At 59.3% G+C, this 19497-nt stretch carries 16 protein-coding genes and 3 pseudogenes; 10 read left to right on the forward strand and 9 right to left on the reverse strand.

All coding sequences use genetic code 11. From position 1 onward, the window contains the following. Positions 1–53: 53 nt before the first annotated feature. On the reverse strand, positions 54–2237 hold the full coding sequence (locus tag ACF8MC_RS00650) for a glycoside hydrolase (protein ID WP_164104858.1): 2184 nt from the start codon (positions 2235–2237) through the stop codon (positions 54–56). Positions 2238–2738: 501 nt separating this feature from the next. Between ACF8MC_RS00650 and ACF8MC_RS00655 the strand changes: the two genes are divergently transcribed. Both ACF8MC_RS00655 and mgtA read left to right on the forward strand, forming a co-directional pair. Beyond that, a complete protein-coding gene (locus ACF8MC_RS00655) occupies positions 2739–3437 on the forward strand; it encodes an MgtC family protein (protein WP_025303346.1) in 699 nt (232 codons plus the stop codon). A 242-nt stretch (positions 3438–3679) separates the two neighbouring features. Then, positions 3680–6379: a magnesium-translocating P-type ATPase gene (gene mgtA, locus ACF8MC_RS00660; protein ID WP_033653591.1), complete on the forward strand. Its 2700-nt coding sequence runs from the start codon at positions 3680–3682 to the stop codon at positions 6377–6379. Between the two features lie 48 nt (positions 6380–6427). Here mgtA and ACF8MC_RS00665 read toward each other — a convergent pair whose 3' ends face one another. From ACF8MC_RS00665 to ACF8MC_RS00680, 4 genes are all read right to left on the reverse strand, one after another. After that, positions 6428–7201: a DUF3307 domain-containing protein gene (locus ACF8MC_RS00665; protein WP_033635070.1), complete on the reverse strand. Its 774-nt coding sequence runs from the start codon at positions 7199–7201 to the stop codon at positions 6428–6430. A 2-nt stretch (positions 7202–7203) separates the two neighbouring features. Then, on the reverse strand, positions 7204–7800 hold the full coding sequence (locus tag ACF8MC_RS00670; protein WP_033635069.1) for a hypothetical protein: 597 nt from the start codon (positions 7798–7800) through the stop codon (positions 7204–7206). 210 nt (positions 7801–8010) lie between these two features. Next, a complete protein-coding gene (locus tag ACF8MC_RS00675; RefSeq protein WP_004935085.1) occupies positions 8011–8190 on the reverse strand; it encodes a hypothetical protein in 180 nt (59 codons plus the stop codon). Between the two features lie 95 nt (positions 8191–8285). After that, a complete protein-coding gene (locus tag ACF8MC_RS00680; RefSeq protein ID WP_033647839.1) occupies positions 8286–9395 on the reverse strand; it encodes a YbdK family carboxylate-amine ligase in 1110 nt (369 codons plus the stop codon). 150 nt (positions 9396–9545) lie between these two features. Between ACF8MC_RS00680 and ACF8MC_RS00685 the strand changes: the two genes are divergently transcribed. From ACF8MC_RS00685 to arsC, 3 genes are all read left to right on the forward strand, one after another. Beyond that, positions 9546–9872, forward strand: a complete 327-nt coding sequence (locus ACF8MC_RS00685) for a metalloregulator ArsR/SmtB family transcription factor (protein ID WP_033647837.1) — start codon at positions 9546–9548, stop codon at positions 9870–9872. Positions 9873–9941: 69 nt separating this feature from the next. Continuing rightward, positions 9942–11225, forward strand: coding sequence for an arsenic transporter (locus ACF8MC_RS00690; protein WP_060438531.1), 1284 nt, complete (start codon positions 9942–9944; stop codon positions 11223–11225). Positions 11226–11245: 20 nt separating this feature from the next. Then, positions 11246–11677, forward strand: a complete 432-nt coding sequence (arsC, locus tag ACF8MC_RS00695) for a glutaredoxin-dependent arsenate reductase (RefSeq protein ID WP_048321742.1) — start codon at positions 11246–11248, stop codon at positions 11675–11677. 27 nt (positions 11678–11704) lie between these two features. Here the strand turns inward: arsC and ACF8MC_RS00700 are convergent, their stop codons facing one another. From ACF8MC_RS00700 to fdhD, 3 genes are read right to left on the reverse strand one after another with little or no spacing between them, the layout of a single operon-like run. Beyond that, positions 11705–12667 (reverse strand): Dyp-type peroxidase, encoded by a 963-nt coding sequence (locus ACF8MC_RS00700; protein WP_033635063.1) that lies wholly within the window; start codon positions 12665–12667, stop codon positions 11705–11707. A gap of 34 nt (positions 12668–12701) precedes the next feature. After that, on the reverse strand, positions 12702–13619 hold the full coding sequence (locus ACF8MC_RS00705) for a bestrophin family protein (protein ID WP_033635062.1): 918 nt from the start codon (positions 13617–13619) through the stop codon (positions 12702–12704). A 58-nt stretch (positions 13620–13677) separates the two neighbouring features. Next, a complete protein-coding gene (gene fdhD, locus ACF8MC_RS00710; protein WP_164104856.1) occupies positions 13678–14520 on the reverse strand; it encodes a formate dehydrogenase accessory sulfurtransferase FdhD in 843 nt (280 codons plus the stop codon). Positions 14521–14833: 313 nt separating this feature from the next. Between fdhD and ACF8MC_RS00715 the strand changes: the two are divergent. Beyond that, a pseudogene (locus ACF8MC_RS00715) lies at positions 14834–15019 on the forward strand (DNA polymerase V); the annotation flags it as partial. Positions 15020–15231: 212 nt separating this feature from the next. Further along, positions 15232–15603 carry a hypothetical protein gene (locus ACF8MC_RS00720; RefSeq protein ID WP_125460725.1) on the forward strand — a complete coding sequence of 124 codons (372 nt, stop codon included), beginning with the start codon at positions 15232–15234 and terminating at the stop codon, positions 15601–15603. A 58-nt stretch (positions 15604–15661) separates the two neighbouring features. Here the strand turns inward: ACF8MC_RS00720 and ACF8MC_RS00725 are convergent. Then, a pseudogene (locus ACF8MC_RS00725) lies at positions 15662–15868 on the reverse strand (resolvase); the annotation flags it as partial. A gap of 37 nt (positions 15869–15905) precedes the next feature. Between ACF8MC_RS00725 and ACF8MC_RS00730 the strand changes: the two are divergent. The 3 genes and pseudogenes from ACF8MC_RS00730 to ACF8MC_RS00740 all read left to right on the forward strand — a co-directional run. Continuing rightward, positions 15906–16085: pseudogene (locus ACF8MC_RS00730) on the forward strand (hypothetical protein); the annotation flags it as partial. 188 nt (positions 16086–16273) lie between these two features. Then, on the forward strand, positions 16274–16708 hold the full coding sequence (gene umuD, locus ACF8MC_RS00735) for a translesion error-prone DNA polymerase V autoproteolytic subunit (RefSeq protein WP_047730422.1): 435 nt from the start codon (positions 16274–16276) through the stop codon (positions 16706–16708). Between the two features lie 95 nt (positions 16709–16803). After that, the gene (locus tag ACF8MC_RS00740) at positions 16804–19341 is read left to right on the forward strand and encodes a TonB-dependent receptor (protein WP_060425913.1); all 2538 of its coding nucleotides are present in this window, start codon (positions 16804–16806) and stop codon (positions 19339–19341) included. Positions 19342–19497: the final 156 nt, after the last annotated feature.

Below are 19497 nucleotides of genomic sequence, written 5' to 3' on the forward strand. Positions count from 1 at the left end.
CCTTGCGGGTCGTCGGAAATATAGCCTAGCGTAGCCCATCGCCGGCGACCTTGCTAAGGCGCAACGTCGAACGAGCGGCCGTCGGCCAGTTTGGCGCGCAGGCTGTGGGCCGCTACGCCGGCGAACGGCTGCGCGCTGAAGTTGGCGGTCAGCGTCGAATCGTCGCTGAAGGTCGTCTGCTGCACCCAGCCGTCCCGATCGAGCCAGCGGAAGTCGGTCAGCGCTTTGTCCCAGAGAGCCTGATGCAACGGCCGGAAGGCGGCGTCGGCGCGTTTGATCGCCGGCAGGCGGGCCGCCAGGGTGGCGCGGCTCAGATGGAACATCGGCGCGGTGTTGTACAGCTGGCTGAGCAGACTGCGGGTGGTCTGAACGTCGCTGAACTTCAGATTGTCGTAATTCCAGTGGTGGCTGCTGACGATCGCATCGTGGAAAACGGCCTGGTACAGCGGCAGGCGATAGCGCGGATCGAATTCGACGGTGCGGTAGGGCTGCTTCACCTTGGCGGGGCGGAAGAAAAACGCCGGTTGGGCGTTGGGCCACCAGGCGCCGAGATAATAGGGCGAGGATTTATCCTGATTCATCTGCTTGTCGCCCCAGCCGAATCCCCAGGTTTCCATGCCGTGGGCGAACATCAGGCTGCGGGCGGTCACCGCATTGCCGTCCTCCGAGCCGAGCGGCAGCTTAAGGGTGGCGCTGAACCAGGCCAGCCGGGCGTTGCGCGCCTCGGCCATCTGCGCCGCGCCGGTCGGGTGGCCGGGCTGATAGTCGTCGGAGACCATGCCGGTGCCGTCCACGTCGAGGAACAGGCTGTTCAACCCGGCCAGTTGCACCAGCTCGCGCATGCGCCGTTGAGAATAGGGCAGGACGCAGCCCGGGTTGAGGTAGTAACCCTGTTTGCCGAAGCCGGGTTTCTTGCTGCCGTCGGCGCGCACGATGGCGCAACTTTCCCGCAGCGCCGTCGGCAGTTGCGCGGTGAGCCAGCTGTCGTTCACGCCGCGCGCAATGGCGGTATCGTAGGAGTCGTAGCTGGCGATCAGATAGCCGGCCGCTTTGGCTGCGCCCACCGCCTGCGGGTGCAGGAAGGCGGCGGTCCAGTTATCGGTGCCTAACCACAGGCGCGGCAAGCCGGCCTGGCGCAGCGCGTCGATCACCGGTTCGGCCAGCCCTTGCCCCCAACGGTCCGCCGGGGTTAGCCAGCGCCCCAGCTCTCGCTGCGCCCGTTCCCGCACCGCAGCGGCCTGGCGCTGCTGCGCCTGCAGAAAGTCGGCGTCATCCGGCGTGGCGCCCAGCGGGATTTGCGCCGTCAACGCCTGGTTGATGCCGTCGATCAGGGGCTGTTGCTGCCAGCCCTCCGGTGTTTTGCCCGCCAGCTGCAGCAGGAGCTTTCTGCTCTCGGCATCCATCTTCTGCCGCAGCGCTTCGGCGGCGGGAGAGGCGAGGTAGTGCAGCAACCCTGGCCAATCTTTGACATCTTCCGCCGCCAGCAGTTTGTCCCCCCACAGGTAGACATGGGTGGCGCCGATCAGCTTTTCGCCTTCGGGCGCCTGCTTTATCTTCTCGCGTAGGCTGCTGAACTGGCCGTTCTGTTGCAAATAGTCGCGATAGCGGCGGGCGCCGGACAGCGGCGTGTCACCGACGTGCAGCAGCACCTCGAATGCCTGTTGCTGATTGAAGCGGTTGAACTGATGCCCGGCGCGCATCTCCAGCTTTTCCTGCGCCGAGGCGAAGGTGACCCGGTTGCTGAACGGCGTCAACATCAGCCAGCTGTAGACCTTGCCCTGGTATTGCTGGCTCCACAGCGGCAGCTTCAGATCCCAGTTGGTATCCAGCGGCGTCATTTCCGCCGTCAGGTAATGGCGCCAGACGGCGTTGTCGAGCGGAATGCGGCTGCCTTCGCCGATCGGCAACAGCAGCGTTTCTGTTTGTGGCGGCAGGCGATACCAGTTCAGAAGCTGTGGCCGGTCGCTGCTGAAGCTCAGGCGCAGATCGCCGCCTTCCAGACGGGCGCTAACCTTGACCGCGCTCTGCGGCCAGCGCCAGCTGGCGCGTTGTGGCGACGCGGTGAGATCTTCCACCTGTTGCGCGGGCTGCGCCAGATTGACCGGCACAGCGCCGGCGGCAATGCGCAGCGTGGCGGGATCGAGTTCAAACTGCGCGTCGCCTTGCTGCAGCAGCAGGGCATCGGCGGGATAGCTGACGAGCAGCGCGAGCGCGAGCGGGGAAAGCCGGTGTTTCATCGGGGGCGTCCTTGAAAGATGAAGGGGAGCAGTTTACCGATAAGCGCACTGCCGCCCAACGCTGTCGCTGCCGATTTGTGACATCGAAATATCATCGCGGTATTTCAGTTTATTTTTCGTTTAATAAATTAGCCTTTACTTCATTACCCGACGTCACTATACTCAGCCAAAATTTCGGTGGAGAAACCCAATTGGACAGTTGTAGTTGTAATAAAACAAATAAGGCAAGCTGACCAATTCTCTTCTGATTTGTTGCTTGCCGTTATCGGCGGGCAGCACCCCTCTCCAGTTATTCCTGAGCTGTGCATACCCGAATATAAAACGTTTCCTGAGGCCTGATGGTTTCAGGTGAATTGAGTTGGACGTTATTATGGTATTCTGCAGCCACAGCCTTTTCCCTCCAGGCACAGTACGCTGATTCGCTGATTTATTTTCGGCGCGATTTTGCGTGTGCTAAACAGCACATGATTTTATCTCCTGAGGTTAATTAAGGGGACAGTCATGGCTATGACTCCTTTCGTTTTAAATTTATTGCTGGCGATGTGCCTGGGCGCGGTAATTGGCGCCGAGCGCCAGTGGCGCCAACGCATGGCCGGCCTGCGCACCAATGCGCTGGTGGCGACCGGCGCGGCGGTCTTTATTCTCAGCTCCATGTCCACCGATCCGGCCAGCGCCGGCCGCGTGGCTGCGCAGATCGTATCCGGTATCGGCTTCCTCGGCGCCGGGGTTATCATGCGTGAAGGGCTGAACATTCGCGGCCTCAACACCGCCGCCACGCTGTGGTGTTCGGCGGGGATCGGCGTACTGTGCGGCCTGGGCCAGCATTGGGATGCGGTGGTCGCCACGCTGGTGATCCTGTGCGCCAATATCCTGCTGCGCGAGGCCGCCCAGCGCATCAATCTGCAGCCGCACCAGCAGGCGACCGATCTGGAACTGTGCTATCGCATTCAGGTGACCTGTGGCGAGCAGGATGAAATTCTGGTGCGCACCCTGATTCTGCAGGCGCTGAACGGCGTCGCCTTGCGGCTGCAATCTTTGCGCAGCGCCGATATTTCCAGCCCGGGGCAATTGGAAGTGTGCGCGGAAATTACCGCCACGCCGGCCGCACAAAAAGAAATTGAGGGTATTGTCTGCCGCGTCAGCCTGGAAAAAAGCGTGAGCGCCGTTCGCTGGCGCGTTGCGTCCGAATTACCGGTCTGAGTAATGATATAAATATTTATTAACTTGATTATATGTTCGTGTTTATTCAGGTAGGCCTGAATAACGCGGGCATTAAGGAGGCGTTATGGACGATGACCCCGGAAGGGAAATGATTCTTGCGTGGCTGACAGGGTAATCACGCTATTCAGTCACGCTAATTAAAAAATTCCACTCTGCGCAGAGTCACCTGTTTATCGGGCGGGATATCCCTGTGCGCAGAACGAAAATAAGAGAATAGCGTTATGACTCAGATTAATGAAAGAACGCGTCGCCGTGATAAAGACGCGGTGACCTACGCCATTGCGGAAGAAGCGACCAACAGCATCGCCCAAACGCTGGCGAACCTGAAGTGCAACCGCAACGGTTTGACCCAGGACGACGCCGATGAGCGGCTGGAGCAGTTCGGCGCCAATCAGGTCGCCCACGACAAGGCGCCGCATGCCTTGATCCAGCTGATCAAGGCTTTCAACAACCCGTTTATCTTCGTGCTGATGGTGCTGGCTGCGATCAGTTTCTTTACCGATTATTGGCTGCCGCGCCAGAGCGGTGAAGAAACTGAACTCACCGGCGTCATTATCATTCTCATCATGGTCACGCTGAGCGGGCTGCTGCGTTTCTGGCAGGAATACCGCACCAACAAAGCGGCGGAAGCGCTGAAGTCGATGGTGCGCACCACCGCCACGGTGCTGCGCCGCAGCAGCTACAGCGCGCATCCGCTGACGCTGGAAGTGCCGATCCGCGAACTGGTGCCGGGGGATATCATTCAGCTCTCCGCCGGCGACATGGTGCCGGCCGACGTGCGCCTTATCGCCTCGCGCGATCTGTTCATCAGCCAGGCGATTTTGACCGGCGAAGCGATCCCTATCGAAAAATACGATGCCATGGGCAGCGTGGCGCAGAAGTCGAGCGAAGGGGAAGTGTCCAGCGAGAACGCGCTGCTTGAGCTCTCCAACGTCTGCCTGATGGGCACCAACGTCGCCAGCGGCACCGCCACGGCGGTGGTGGTAGCGACCGGCGGGCGCACCTACTTCGGCTCGTTGGCCAAGTCGATCGTCGGTTCGCGGGCGCAAACCGCGTTCGATCGCGGGGTGAACAGCGTCAGCTGGCTGCTGATTCGCTTCATGCTGGTGATGGTGCCGGTGGTGTTGCTGATCAACGGTTTCACCAAAGGCGACTGGAGCGAGGCGGCGCTGTTCGCACTGGCGGTGGCGGTCGGCCTGACGCCGGAAATGCTGCCGATGATCGTCAGCTCCAACCTGGCGAAAGGGGCGATCGCCATGTCGCGCCGCAAGGTGGTGGTGAAGCGCCTGAACGCCATTCAGAACTTCGGCGCCATGGACGTGCTCTGCACCGACAAGACCGGCACGCTGACCCAGGACCGCATCATTCTCGAGCACCATATCGACGTCAACGGCGCCAGGGATAACGAGGTGCTGCACCTGGCCTGGCTGAACAGCTTCCATCAGAGCGGCATGAAGAACCTGATGGATCAGGCGGTGATCCGCTTCGGGCGCGGCAAACCGGGGATCGAAGCCCTGGGGCGTTTCAGCAAGGTGGATGAGCTGCCGTTCGATTTCGTGCGCCGCCGCTTGTCGATCGTGGTGGCGGACGAAAATGGCAAGCAGCAGCTGATCTGTAAGGGCGCGGTAGAGGAGATGCTGGAGATCGCCACTCACGTGCGTGAAGGCGACAAGACGCTGGAACTGGACGACGCGCGCCGTGCGGCGCTGCAGGCGCTGGCCCGCGAGTATAACGAAGACGGTTTCCGCGTGCTGGTGCTGGCGACGCGCGAGCTGGATGCGCAACGCCCGGCCGACCCGCTGAGCGTGGCCGACGAGCGCGACATGGTGGTGCAAGGGTTGCTGACCTTCCTCGATCCGCCGAAGGAGAGCGCGCAGCAGGCGATCGCCGCACTGCAGGAAAACGGCGTGACGGTGAAGGTGCTGACCGGCGACAACCCGGTGATCACCTGCAAGATTTGCCGCGACGTCGGGCTGGAGCCGGGTGAACCGCTCTCCGGGCTGCAGATTGAACAGATGGATGACGAAACGCTGGCGCGCGAAGTGGAGCAGCGCACGGTCTTCACCAAGCTGACGCCGCTGCAAAAATCGCGGGTGCTGAAAATGCTGCAGGCCAACGGCCATACCGTCGGCTTCCTCGGCGACGGCATCAACGATGCACCGGCGCTGCGCGATGCCGACGTCGGCATTTCGGTCGACACCGGCACCGACATCGCCAAGGAGTCGGCGGACATCATCCTGTTGGAAAAGAACCTGATGGTGCTGGAAGAGGGGGTGATCAAAGGGCGCGAGACCTTCGGCAATATCATCAAGTACCTGAACATGACCGCCAGCTCCAACTTCGGCAACGTGTTCTCGGTGCTGGTGGCCAGCGCCTTCATTCCGTTCCTGCCGATGCTGGCGATCCACCTGTTGATTCAAAACCTGATGTACGATATTTCCCAGCTGTCGCTGCCGTGGGACAAGATGGACAAAGAGTTCCTGCGCAAGCCGCGCAAGTGGGACTCCAAAAACATCGGGCGCTTTATGCTGTGGATTGGGCCGACCTCGTCAATCTTCGATATCACGACGTATGCGCTGATGTGGTACGTGTTCGCCGCCAACAGCGTGGAACACCAGGCGCTGTTCCAGTCCGGCTGGTTCATTGAGGGGTTGCTGTCGCAAACGCTGGTGGTGCATATGCTGCGCACCCAGAAGATCCCGTTCATTCAGAGCACCGCGGCGCTGCCGGTATTGCTGACCACCGGGTTGGTGATGGCGCTCGGCATCTACATTCCGTTCTCGCCGCTCGGCGCCCTGGTTGGCCTGCAGCCGCTGCCGTGGGAATACTTCCCGTGGTTGGCCGCTACGTTGGTCAGCTACTGCGTGGTCGCGCAGTTGATGAAGCGTTTCTACATCCGGCGCTTCGGCGAGTGGCTGTAAGCCGCTTCGGCACTCACTTCGGGGGCGAAATTCTTCGCCCCCGCTCCGCTACAGCAGTTTGTTGACCAGCAGGCCGAGCATGATGGTCAGCGTGAAGGAAAACAGCGTGCCGAGCAGCACATACTCGGTGCGCATCTTATCGTCGCTCTGGCGCAGATCGCCGAAACGGAAGATAGATTTAGCCGCCAGCAAAAAGCCGATCGCCGGGATTTGCCCCAGCAGCACAAAGGTCAGGATCAGCGTTCTCTCCAGATAGCCAATCTGTTTGCCCGCGCGCAGCAGCGAGTCGTTGTCGGCCTTGGCCGAAGGCGGCATTTGCGGCGTCCAGTGCGCCAGCAGTTGCCCGATCAGCAGGCTCATCGGCAGATAAATCAGGCTGTAGGCCACCAGCACCAGGCCGGTTTGCCAACGCCCCAGTTGCCGCCCCAGCGCGGCGAGCAGTTCACCGGCATTCGGCGTCAGCCCCAGCCACAGCAAGGCGATTACCGCCAGATGCAATCCCTGATCGAGCAGGAAACTGCGGGCCGGGCTCAGGCGGTTCATCGCGGTGACCTTCAGTAAATCGATCAGGTAGTGGCTGACGGCGATGATCAGCAGGCTGGCCAGCACCTGAAGTGAAGAAAGCCCGCCGTGCAGCAGGCCGAAACCGGCCACCACCCAGGCGGCCAGCACCCCGTGCAGCAACGCGTGCAACACCAGAAAACGTGAACGCGCGCGATGCTGGATTTTATCTTCCACCCAACTCAGCGGCTGCAGCGGAAAATCCGCCAGCAGATGGACGAGCAACAGCCAGGCCAGCAAAGGCGCATAGGTCAGATCCATAGTCAGACGATCCTGTTAATGGCGTGAATAAACCGCATGATTTCCTCGTAGGCCGCGCGTTTCAACGCGGCGGAGACCGTGGAGGCGGCTTTTTGCAGCTGATCCGCCACGGCGGCGCCGCTGTCGGCGAACATTCTCGCCTGGACGATGCGCGCTTCGGTCTGCGACAGGCGGCCAATCACATGATCTAACATCGGCAGCAGATCGCTGACAATGGCGTTTGTCCGATCGTTGTCGGTTTTCAGAGCCAGCCGGCAATTTTTCGCCATGGCGTCCAACGCGCTGCCGGAATTGATAAAGGCGCTGCCATAGCCGGCGGCGTCGGGCCGTTGGCTGCCCAGCCCGACGGCGACGCGCGCATCCCAGTGCGCGGCGCCCGTTGCCCGCAGCGCGAGGCGAATATACACCGCCAGCAGCAGCCCGTCCTCCGGGGCGGCCTGCGCCTGGAAGGCGTCGCCGCGAAAGATTTCCACCTGATGCAGCCGCCCGTCGCGCCGCAGCCGATCGAGCAGGCTGTGCAGCTCATTGAGGTAGTTGACGGTGTCTGAGCGGCGGGAATCGACCAGATCGCCGCTGATTACGCTGATTGGCGTCGGCATGACATGTTCCGATGTTTATAGAAGGGTGACTATAAATTCGCACCTGGATACGAATATGTCAATAATTCGCCTGTGAATACGAATTTATCGGCTTTTCGCCTGTGAGGACGAATTGAGGCAGAGTGAGGAGGGGAATGAATGGCCGGGAATGCGCGGGCCTGCAGGCTCGCCACCGGCGGCGTAAACGGAAAGTGGCCGGCAACCGGCCGTTCAGAAGCTTTTAACCAGCACGTCACGCGGCATTTCGCTGCCGTGTTTCAGCAGGTGCTCAAACGATCGCTCGCTGCTTTTCAGCTGCTGCAAAAATTCCTGCGGCGACAGATCGTGTTTTTTGCCGCTCATGTAAGCCAGCGCCAGTTCTTTTGCCTGATAGCGGGAGAAGTTGTACATGGTGTCCTCGATACGATGAATGTCAGTGCTCACGATTGTAGCGAAAGAGCACATAATGAACAGCGGCTTTGGCGTATGGAATCGATAGCCGAAACTTAACTTGCCGGTTGCAACAGCTCATCGCACAGGCGCTTGATCACCTGAGCCTGCGGCAGGCCGTTGTGCAACATCTGGCGGATATGCTCCGAATCGCTGATGCCCTGGCGGACATGGCGCTCGATCGCCTGTAGCACGGCCCGATCCTCCCGTCGCTCGGCGAACCCGCTCAGCGCATCGAGAGTGTGCAGGATATGGGCGGTCAGGCTGCTGCGACGCAGCGTCGCGGGATCGACGTATTCGGCGGCGAAACCGCTGCGATAGGCGTTGATCTTGTTGTAATTGGTGAAGGCATCGTATTCCGGCGCGATCGGCGTGCGGTGTTGCAACAGGAAATCAGCCAGCAGACGGCAGTAACCGACCAGCAGCACGGCATGCGCGAGGCGCAGCGGCGTATCGCAGATGCGGATCTCCACCGTGCCCAGCTCCGGTTTGGGCCGCGCATCCCAGTAAATATCCTTGATGCTTTCAATCACGCCGGCGGCGTTCAGCCGTTCGTAGTAGGCATTGAATTCGCGCCAGCTGTAGATGTGTTCCAGGCATCCGTAGTTGGGGAAGGAATTCTGCGCGCTGAAACGGGAGCTGGCAAAGCGCGTATCGACGCCCTGGTACAGCGGTGACGATGCGCTGAGCGCGATCAGCTGCGGAAAGTAGGGCGTCAGCGCATGGCACAGGTACATCGCTTCGTCCCCGTCGTTGACGCCGAGGTGGATGTGTTGGCCGAACACGCAGGCCAGCTTGGAAAGATAGCCAAAGCGGCTGGCCAGCTGCCTGTAGCGCGCGTTGTCGCTGATGACCTGCTTGCGCCAGTCGTTGCTCAGATGGCGGCCGCCGCCGCAGACGTCACAGCCCAGGCGCTGCGCGCTGCGCCGGACGGTATGGGTCAGGGCGCGCAGTTCGGCGTGCAGCTCATCGAGATCGCGGTGCACCGAGCTGTTCAGCTCCACCATCGATTTGGTGAGCTCATGTTTGACGCGCCGGCGGTCGCCGACCGCGCTGACCACCCGGTCGGCCCGATCCGTAAGATCGTAGTGCTTGTCATCGACCAGTTGCAGCTCTATTTCGGTGCCGATGGAGAGCCTTTCCGAACGTTTGAATGTGAGCGGCATGGTGCCTCCTTCCTGCAAGAACAGCATAAAGATAAGTATATGCCTCGGCGAGGGGGACAACGTTTTGTGTTTTATATTTGTTTTTCCGAATATGAAAATGGTATCTTCATGAGCGATTTGTGGAGACGATAAGGTTAACGGGAGTGCGACATGACGTCATTGACGCCGCTGAAGCTGTTTAAAAACCTGTCGGACGAGACGCGTCTGACGCTGGTGCTGTTGCTGCGCCACGCCGGCGAGCTGTGCGTGTGCGAGTTGTCGGGCGCATTGGCGCTGCCGCAACCCAAAATCTCAAGGCATTTGGCGATGCTGCGTGAAAGCGGGCTGTTGCTCGATCGGCGCGATGGCAAGTGGATATATTATCGCCTGTCGCCGCATATGCCGGCTTGGGCGGCGGGGATTATTGAGCAGGCTTATCAGTGTCGGGCAGAACAGATGATGGAGTTGGGGCAACGCGTAGCGAAAGGCTGCCCGTAACGGTAAAAAATTTGCGCAAACACATACGGAAAATCGAATATGTAGATGTGAAGAGGCGGTGAGACGGCGATGATAGTGGCAGGAGCGATCTTTATTCTGACGTTGACCTTGGTTATCTGGCAACCGAGAGGGCTGGGCATTGGCTGGAGCGCGGCGTTCGGCGCGGGATTGGCATTACTGAGCGGCGTGGTGCACGTCGGCGATATTCCCGTGGTGTGGCAGATAGTCTGGAATGCGACCGCGACCTTTATCGCCGTCATCATCATCAGCCTGCTGCTGGATGAGAGCGGCTTCTTTGCCTGGACTGCTCTGCACGTCGCGCGCTGGGGCAACGGCAAAGGCCGATGGCTGTTTACCTACATGCTGCTGCTGGGGGCCGTGGTGGCGGCGCTGTTTGCGAACGACGGCGCCGCGTTAATCCTTACGCCGATCGTGATCGCCATGCTGTCGGCGCTCGGCTTTCGCCCTGCGGCGGTACTGGCTTTCGTGATGGCGGCGGGCTTTATCGCCGATGCCGCCAGCCTGCCGCTGGTGGTGTCCAATCTGGTGAATATCGTTTCGGCGGATTTCTTCCGGCTGGGCTTTACGGAGTATGCGGCGGTGATGGTGCCGGTCAACCTTGCCGCAGTGGCGGCGACCCTGGTGATGTTGCATCTGTTCTTTCGCAAGGATATTCCGCGGCGCTACGCGTTGACGCGTTTACCGATACCCCAAGAAGCGATTCGCGATCGTGCGACTTTCCGAGCCGGCTGGGCGGTATTGGCGCTGTTGCTGATTGGCTTCTTCGCTCTGGAGCCGCTCGGCGTGCCGGTGAGTTTGGTCGCTGCCTGCGGCGCGCTGGTTCTGCTGGCGGTGGCGAAACGTGGGCGCGCGATCGACACCGGCAAAGTGCTGCGCGGTGCGCCCTGGCAGATCGTGATTTTCTCGCTGGGCATGTATCTGGTGGTCTACGGGCTGCGCAATGCCGGCTTGACCGAGCTGCTTTCCGGCGTGTTGGACGCGCTGGCGCGGCAGGGGCTGTGGGCGGCGACGCTCGGCACCGGCTTCCTGAGCGCGTTTCTCTCTTCCGTCATGAATAATATGCCGACGGTACTGGTGGGGGCGTTGTCAATCGACGGAAGCGGCGCGGAAGGCGTCATCAAGCAGGCGATGATTTACGCCAACGTCATCGGCAGCGATCTCGGCCCCAAAATCACCCCGATCGGCAGCCTGGCCACGTTGCTGTGGCTGCATGTGTTGGCAAGGAAGAACATCGTCATTACCTGGGGCTATTATTTTCGCGTGGGGCTGGTGATGACGCTGCCGATCCTGTTCGTCACCTTGGCTGCGCTGGCGCTGCGGCTGTCCGTTTGATCCTGATAGGAGAAACCGTCATGAGCAGTATCAAGATTTATCACAACCCGGCTTGCGGCACGTCGCGCAATACGTTGGCGCTGATCCGCAACAGCGGCGTTGAGCCGGAGGTGATTTTGTATCTGGAAACACCGCCCAGCCGTGAACGGTTGATTGCGCTGCTGGCAGAAATGGGGATGACGCCGCGCGCGCTGCTGCGTAAAAACGTCGAGCCTTACGCCGAGCTGAAACTGGATGAGACCGGCTGGAACGATGAGCAACTGATTGACTTCATGCTGCAACAGCCGATTTTGATCAATCGACCCATTGTGGTGACACCGCTCGGCACGCGCCTGTGCCGGCCGTCGGAGGCGGTGTTGGATATTCTGCCGGATCCGCAGCGCGGGGCTTTCAGCAAAGAGGATGGGGAGCCGGTGATCGATGCGCAGGGCTGCAGGATAACCAAAGGTTGATCGCTGCGGCCCTGCGCCCAGGCAAAATCAGTGCAGTTCGGCGCCGCTGCGATCGGCCAGCGCTTCCAGCAGCGGGGCGGACGGCACGAAGAACAGGGTGCCGGTCACCGCGTGGCTGAAATCGAGCAGCCGATCGTAGTTGCCGGCCGGGCGGCCGATAAACATGTTTTCCAGCATCTGCTCGATTGGCTGCGGAGAGCGCGCATAGCCGATAAAGTAGGTGCCGAATTCGCGCAGGCCGGGGCGGCCGAACGGCATGTTGTCGCGCAGAATTTTCACCTCGTTGCCTTGCTCGTCGGTGATGGTGGTCAGCGAACTGTGCGATGACGACGGTTTGACCGCTTCATCCAGTTCGATGTTGGACTGCTTATGGCGGCCGATGATCTTCTCCTGCGTTTCCACGCTGAGCGAATTCCAGCCCTGCATATCGTGCAGGTATTTTTGCACCAGCACATAGCTGCCGCCGCTGAACGCCGCGTCTTCGTCGCCGATCACCGTGTAGTCGAAGGCTTCGTGCCCCTCCGGGTTCTCCGTGCCGTCGACGAAGCCGATCATGGCGCGCTGATCGAAGTAACGGAAGCCGTGCACCTCTTCGACCACCGTCACGGCGTCGCCGAGCTTGCCGACCAGCTGCGAGGCCAGTTCGAAACACAGATCCATTTCATCGGCGCGGATATGCAGCAGGATATCGCCGGGCGTGGCGACGGCGACGCGTTCCCCGCTGCCGATCGGGCTGAACGGATGCAGCTGGCGAGGGCGCGGGGCGCCAAACAGCGTATCCCAGGCTTCGGAGCCGAAGCCGCAAACGCAGGTGAGGTTGCCCGCCGGCGCGCGTTTGCCGACCGAACGCACCACGGCGGCGATGTCGCCGCACCAGGCGCGCACCGCCGCCAGATGGGCGGGAACGGGCGACAGGGTGGCGACGATGAAGATGGCATGGCGCGTTACCGGCGTGAATACGGCTTGCGGCGGGTTGTTATTTGCATTCATTGCATTCGGCTCCAGTGTGTTCGGGTGAAATCGATCAGATCAAATTAAAGTGCTCGTCGGGTTTCATCGGCGGCGGCAGCGGGCTTTGGTCGTTCATTTCCAGCAGGTTGCGCTCGATGGTGTTGCAGATGGCGTTTAACGGCAGATGGTTGGCCGACACGCCGAACGGATCTTCCAGCTCTTCGGCCAGTGAGTCCCAGGATAAGAAGGTATAGGAAATGAACACCGAAACAAACGGTGTCATGTAATGCAGATCGGTCACCAGGGCAAAAGGCAACAGGCTGCAGAACAGGTAAACGGTGCGCTGCAGGATCAGGGTATAGGCGAACGGCACCGGCGTGCTGGCGAGCCGTTCACAGCCGCCGAGGGCGTGGGACAGCTCGCTCAGCTTGTTGTCGAGCAGCTCGAAGGTGATGTCGCTCAGCAGCCCCCGTCGGCGCAGCTTGCCGATCTCCTGGCCCAGCATCAGCAGGATGCGGTTGGTCGGCATCGGGCTGGCGATCACCTCCGCCAGCTCTTTGCTGCTGAGGTTGTGGTACAGATCGGCGGTCGGATCGGTGGCGCGCAGCTGATGCTTCAGGCTCCAGCTGAAGGCGATCAGCAGCTTGGCGACCTTCTGGTGCACCGCCGGTTCGTCCGGCAGCAGGCTTTTTATCTGGCGCAGCAGGGATCGCTCGGTAATCAGCAGCGAGCCCCACAGGTTGCGCGCTTCGACAAAACGGCTGTAGCCGGCGTTATTGCGAAAGCCGAGAAAAATCGCGATGGCGATACCCAGCAGGCTGAACGGCGCGATGGTCAAATGCACGCCGAGCTGTTCGTACCATTGATAGCTGATCACCGCCACTATCGACATCAGCACGTTCAGCGACAGGCGAAAGGTGATCTTTGACAGCACGGAACCGTGCCAGGCGAACAGGCGAAAAAACCAGTTCTGGTTCGGGCGAATTATCATGACGTGGGTGCTTCCTGGTGTCCTGCTATTGAGAATAGTCGATTCTTATCCGGCGGCGCTATGCCGCCGTCGTCGATTGCCAGAGCCGCTGCGGGTGCGTATAGACGGTGGCGCGCCCTGGCTTGCTGAAGCCCACCAGCGTCAGGTTGCTGCGCTCGGCCACCTCGACCGCCAGGCGGGTGGCGGCGGAAACGGCGAACAGGATCTCGACGCCGCACATGGCGGATTTTTGCACCATTTCATAGCTGGCGCGGCTCGACACCAGCGCCGCCCCTTGCAGCCACGCCTGTTGGCTGCGGTAGCCCAGCAGCTTGTCGAGCGCCACGTGGCGGCCGACGTCTTCACACCCGCCGCTGAGCGCGCCATCCGGCTGGATCCAGGCCGCCGCGTGGGTGCAGCCGGTCAGTTTCCCCACCGTTTGCACCTCCTGCAGCTGCGCCAACGCCCGGTCGAGCAGGGCCAAATCGAAGCGTTGCGTGAAGGGCAGCGGCGCGATGGGCTGGGCGACCTCCTGCAGTTGTTCCACCCCGCAGACACCGCAGCCGGTGCGGCCGGCCAGGCTGCGGCGCTTCTCTTTCAGCTGCATAAAACGGCGGCTCGAGAGTTCCACATGCACTTCAATGCCGTTGCAGGCCGGTTGCTGGCGGATGTCGTAGATATCGTCGGGGGAGGCGATGATGCCTTCGGACAGCGAAAAACCGATGGCGAAGGCCGCCAGATCTTTCGGCGTCGCCATCATCACCACGTGGGAAATGCCGTTGTACACCAGGGCGACCGGCACTTCTTCCGCCAGCCAATCCTGTTGCGCCTGGGCCAGACCGTTGCGCTGCCAGACCGCGTGGCGCGACAGGCATTCCTGTTCGATATCGTCGGTTTCTGCGAGGAGCAGGTGCTTGTTCATAACGTTCTCGTGACCGTCGGTGACGAGGCGCCGACGGGGATGAATTCTTATTGAGCAGGTGTGGGGATTATACAGGATTCTGATCCCGCTCGCGCAGGGAATGACGTCTGCCGGCGACCCCACCAGGTTATCCACAGTTTTGGTGGATAACGTGTGTGCAAGGGGCGGTGAAACCCTTAGCAGGCGTAAAAAAAAATCGCTCAGAAAATTATTATATTACGCGGCAAAGCGCGATCTGCAGGGGGATTGGGGGTTGCACGCGTTCGCGTTTTGTTTATGTTATACTGTATAAATATACAGATTGGTTGTGATTATGCTGAGCAATTCAAGGTTGTATGCTTTTTCACCAGATGAACCCCTGACGTTACCGCTGTTTGCCGATCGCGTGGCCTGCGGCTTTCCTTCCCCGGCGCAGGACTATGTCGAGAGCAGGCTGGATATCGGCAAGCTGCTGGTGCGGCACCCCAACGCCACCTACTTCGTGCGCGCCAGCGGCGAGATGGAGCGTGCAGGATGGATCAGGCACTACCGACAGATTAAGAAACTGAGCATCCGAGAAACAGCAGACGCGACAGGCTACAGTACTTCCCAAGTTTGTCGCATTCAGGCCTTCTATAAAGAAGTTGAGACTGATTAAAAAGCAGCCTTAATGTACAATAATTTTCGATATCCAAACTGACCCCATGAACAATCAATGAGTAGAGGTGAAAGATGATTTCATACAAAAAAACCATACCTGCTCTTGTCATATTCGCTTTATCTAATGCTGTGGCATATGCGAATGATTTCGACAAATCAAATGAAGCGATGGCAATTTCAGCAATAGGTTTTTCTGGCTCAAATGCTCGTGTTGCACATGATGTTTGTGGGGCAACCAATGAGAAAATTGATAAATATAAAAAACAAATAAAGGACTCATTAACTAGAACATTAAAGTTTGAACAGTCAGGATTCGATACGCATTGGGATAATGGTTGGAAAAATGCTGATTTTTTGGTTAAGTCATTAAGTAATGATGAAGCCTATAAAAAAGAATATTGCCGAGAGGTTTTAGATGGAATTAATAATCCTGAAATGAATTAAGGATTATTCCTTATTCGGGGTTCTACGCCGGAACCCCAGATTTTTCCGTCCGCTAAAATTATCCCCGGTTGAGCAGCTTTATACCGTCAGCTCGCAGTGGACCATCAGGGGAAATGTGGCGGTACAGCGTTTGTCGGGTTATCCCAAGCTCCTGGCATAACGTACTGACTTTCGTCTCTGTCCGTCCCATTGATGCCATTGCCAGTCGCAATTTTATTGGCGTCATTTTGTAAGGCCGTCCGCCGTTCCTCCCGTGAGGCAAGGCCTGCCGCTGTTATTTGCGGCGCTGTACGCAGCAGAGACCGACGGCCGCGCGCGACTGGCTCGACACCCGCTTAGTCCCGCCCTCTGGTCAAATGCAGGCTGACGTGTACAGCCTGCAGGCAGAGGATTTCGTCTGGCAACCGGTATCGCCCGCCGTCGGCGCCGTTCGCAATGACAATCCCTCACTCATCCTGCCCATCGATACGCCAACGGTCTGAGTGCCGCATTATCCACAGTTTTGGTGGGTATCATGTGTGTAAACACACGCGAAGAACGCCGAAAGCTGCAAGAAAAATCACTAAGAAAATTATTATATTACGCGGCAAAGCGCGATCCGCAGGGGGATTGGGGGTTGCACGCGTTCGCGTTTTGTTTATGCTTTACTGTATAAATATACAGTTTGGTTATGATTATGCTGAGCAATTCAAGGTTGTATGCTTTTTCACCAGGTGACCCCCTGACGTTACCGCTGTTTGCCGATCGCGTGGCCTGCGGCTTTCCTTCCCCGGCGCAGGACTATGTCGAGAGCAGGCTGGACATCGGCAAGCTGCTGGTGCGGCACCCCAACGCCACTTACTTCGTGCGCGCCAGCGGCGAGTCGATGATCGACGGCAATATCCAGGATGGCGATCTGCTGATCGTCGACAGCGCCCTGACGCCGGAGCACGGCAATATCGTGATCGCCGCGGTGGACGGCGAATTCACCGTCAAAAAACTGCAGCGCCACCCCGACGTGCGGCTATTACCGATGAACCCCGCCTACGCGCCGATCGTGTTCGACGATGAGGCGCAGCTGGAGATCTTCGGCGTGGTGACCTTTATCGTCTACGCGGCGCGGTAACTTCGGCCCTTTTTTTCATTTTTTTCTGCCCGATCTTTTCGTTGGCGTGACCTCTCTACTGAGTTTCCAGTTCAATACACTCAGGGGAATCCTTCATGGCCATAAAAAACAAGAACGGCGCAGGGCGTACGTTCACATCAGCCAAACGCATTACCGGGAAGCGCGTCGCTATCGGGATAGGATGCGCACTATCGGGCATGCTCACCTCCGCGATGGCGGCACCCGGTGCGTCGGCATCACCCTCGGCGGTCGAACAGCCCGCTATCCTTTCCTTCGCCATTCCCGCCGGTGATCTGGCGCCCGCCTTGCAGACGGCGGCCGCTAAGGCCGGCGTGATAGTGATTTTCACGCCCGAACAGACGCGTGGAAAAAGCACCGCGGGCCTGCAGGGACATTATCGCCTCACCGACGCGTTCAATACGCTGTTGGCGGGCAGCGGATTGCGCGCTCAACAAACCGCACAGGGATATCGGTTGGTCGACGCCGGGCCGGTTCAGCCGTTGACGATACCGGAGCTGTCGGTGGTCGGCGGTTTGTCCGACAGCGTCGCCGCCGGCCGTTCGGTGCTGGATAAAGAAGATATCGAACGTGTGCAGGCAGACAATATCGCCAGTTTGCTTGATCGCTTGCCCGGCGTAGGGATGGCGGGATCGCCGCGCCCGGGTGGCCAAAGCCTGAATATCTGGGGCATGGGCGACATGGAAGATGTGAAGGTGGTGCTGGACGGGGCGCCGAAGGGATTTGAGAAATATCGGCAGGGTTCGGTATTCATTGAACCCGAATTGCTGAAAAAGGTTGAGGTCGATAAGGGGCCGCACAATCTGTTGAACGGCAATGGCGGTTTTGGCGGAACCATTACGCTGGAGACCAAAGATGCCGGGGATATGCTGCTGCCGGGCGAAGATTTTGGCGGCTTGCTGAAATACAGCTACCACACCAACGATCGCCAGGGCATTTACAGCGGTGCGTTGTACGGCCGTACGCCGGAAGGATTCGCCGACGGTTTGATCTACATGAGCAAGCGTGACGGCGGCAACCTGAAGCGGCCGGACGGCACGCGCTTTGCCTATTCCGCCAACGATCAGGCTTCCTACCTGTTAAAAACCAATATTTATCTGAGCGAGGCGCAAACGCTGACGCTGTCGGCGATGCGCTCCGATTCCGATGGCTGGCAGCCTTTTGCCGCCAAGCGGGACGATATCGCCGCGCCCAGCCAGGCGGATATCGATAAATATGGCCGGGAAGACGCGTGGCGCCGCATTCTGGTGTATCGCGACCAGACGGACACCAATTACTCGGTGAAATGGAATCTGGCGCCGGAAGCGCAGCCGTTGCTGAATCTGACGCTGTCTTATGCCTATTCGAAGACAGAACAGCATGACAAGCGGCCGGATTCCGCTTCAAAGTTCAGCTATCTCGGTACGTTGGGCAATGAAAGCTGGGTGAACTATACCGATCGGCAGTTTGACGTCAGCAATGAAAGCCGTTTCGCCAGCGGGCCGCTGGAGCACAAGCTGTTGCTCGGCGCGCGGTGGCATAAACATCAGCGCGATACCCTGATGTATTACCCCTCGCAGGTGAAAAACGCCAGTTACAACTACGGCTATTTCCAGCCGTATTACATGCCGGCGGGCGAACAGGAAACCCGCAGCGTTTATCTGCAGGATGCGGTCAGCTTCGGCAGCCTGACCGTGACGCCGGGCGTGCGTTACGATCATGTGACCAATACCGGGCAACCGAACCGGGCGCCGCGCTATAACGACAGCGATCCGCTCGTGGGCCATGATTACAGCAGCGTGACCTATACCGGCTGGTCGCCGCATTTGGGCGTGATGTGGAAAGCGACGTCGAATCTGTCCCTGTTTGCCGACGTTAGCCGCACCTGGCGCGCCCCGGTGATCGACGAACAGTACGAAGTGCAATACGCCGCTTCCAGCGTGCCCGGCACCAGCCGCGGCCTGCAGGTGGAACGCATGACGGGCGTGCGCCTTGGCGCGGTGCTGGACTTCAACGATGTGTTGATGGCGCGAGACAGCCTGCAGATCCGCACTACGCTGTTCCGCAATCGCGGCAAGGACGAGATTTTCTATCGTCGCGGCGTAGTGTGCGACGCCGCACGGCATGGGGGCCAATGTGGGCAACCGTTGTCGAACTATCGCAACTTGCCGGGCTATACCATTGAGGGCGTGGAGCTCGAATCGTTTTATGACAGCGAAAGCCTGTTCGGCAGCCTGTCGTTCTCCTCGATTCGCGGCAAACGCGACGCTTCACCGCGCGATCCGTGGGGCAACGAAACCTGGATTGCCGAAATTCCACCCGTTACGGCACACGCGATGCTGGGTATGAAAGTACCGCAGTGGGACATGGCCTTCGGCTGGACCGGCGATTTTGTGCGTAAACAGGATCGTTCACCGGCCGACGGCGATCCGATGGCCGTTGTCTGGGCGCTGCCGAAAACGTCGGGTTATGCATTGCACGGCCTGTTCGCCTCGTGGCAGCCCAGCGGTTTGCAGGGCTTCGAAGCTCGCGTCGCGGTGGACAACCTGTTCAACCGCGATTATTACCCTTACCTGGGCGAATCGGTGTCCGGCGTAGGGCGCAACATCAAGTTTAGCGTTAGCCAACGTTTCTGAATATCCTGCTAACAGGGGCCATTTTGGCCCCTTTTCACGTTTTCTCTCCCGTATTTCCCTACTTTTTCGCCGTTTATAAATCATCAGCAATCGCTTGACACAGAAGTTACAATTTTAAAATAATAATAATTATCATTTTCAATCTCATTATCAATT

The sequence above is a fragment of the Serratia sp. LACPHL-BACT-2024-00286 genome (assembly GCF_043109535.1).
Lineage (GTDB): Bacteria > Pseudomonadota > Gammaproteobacteria > Enterobacterales > Enterobacteriaceae > Serratia > Serratia sarumanii.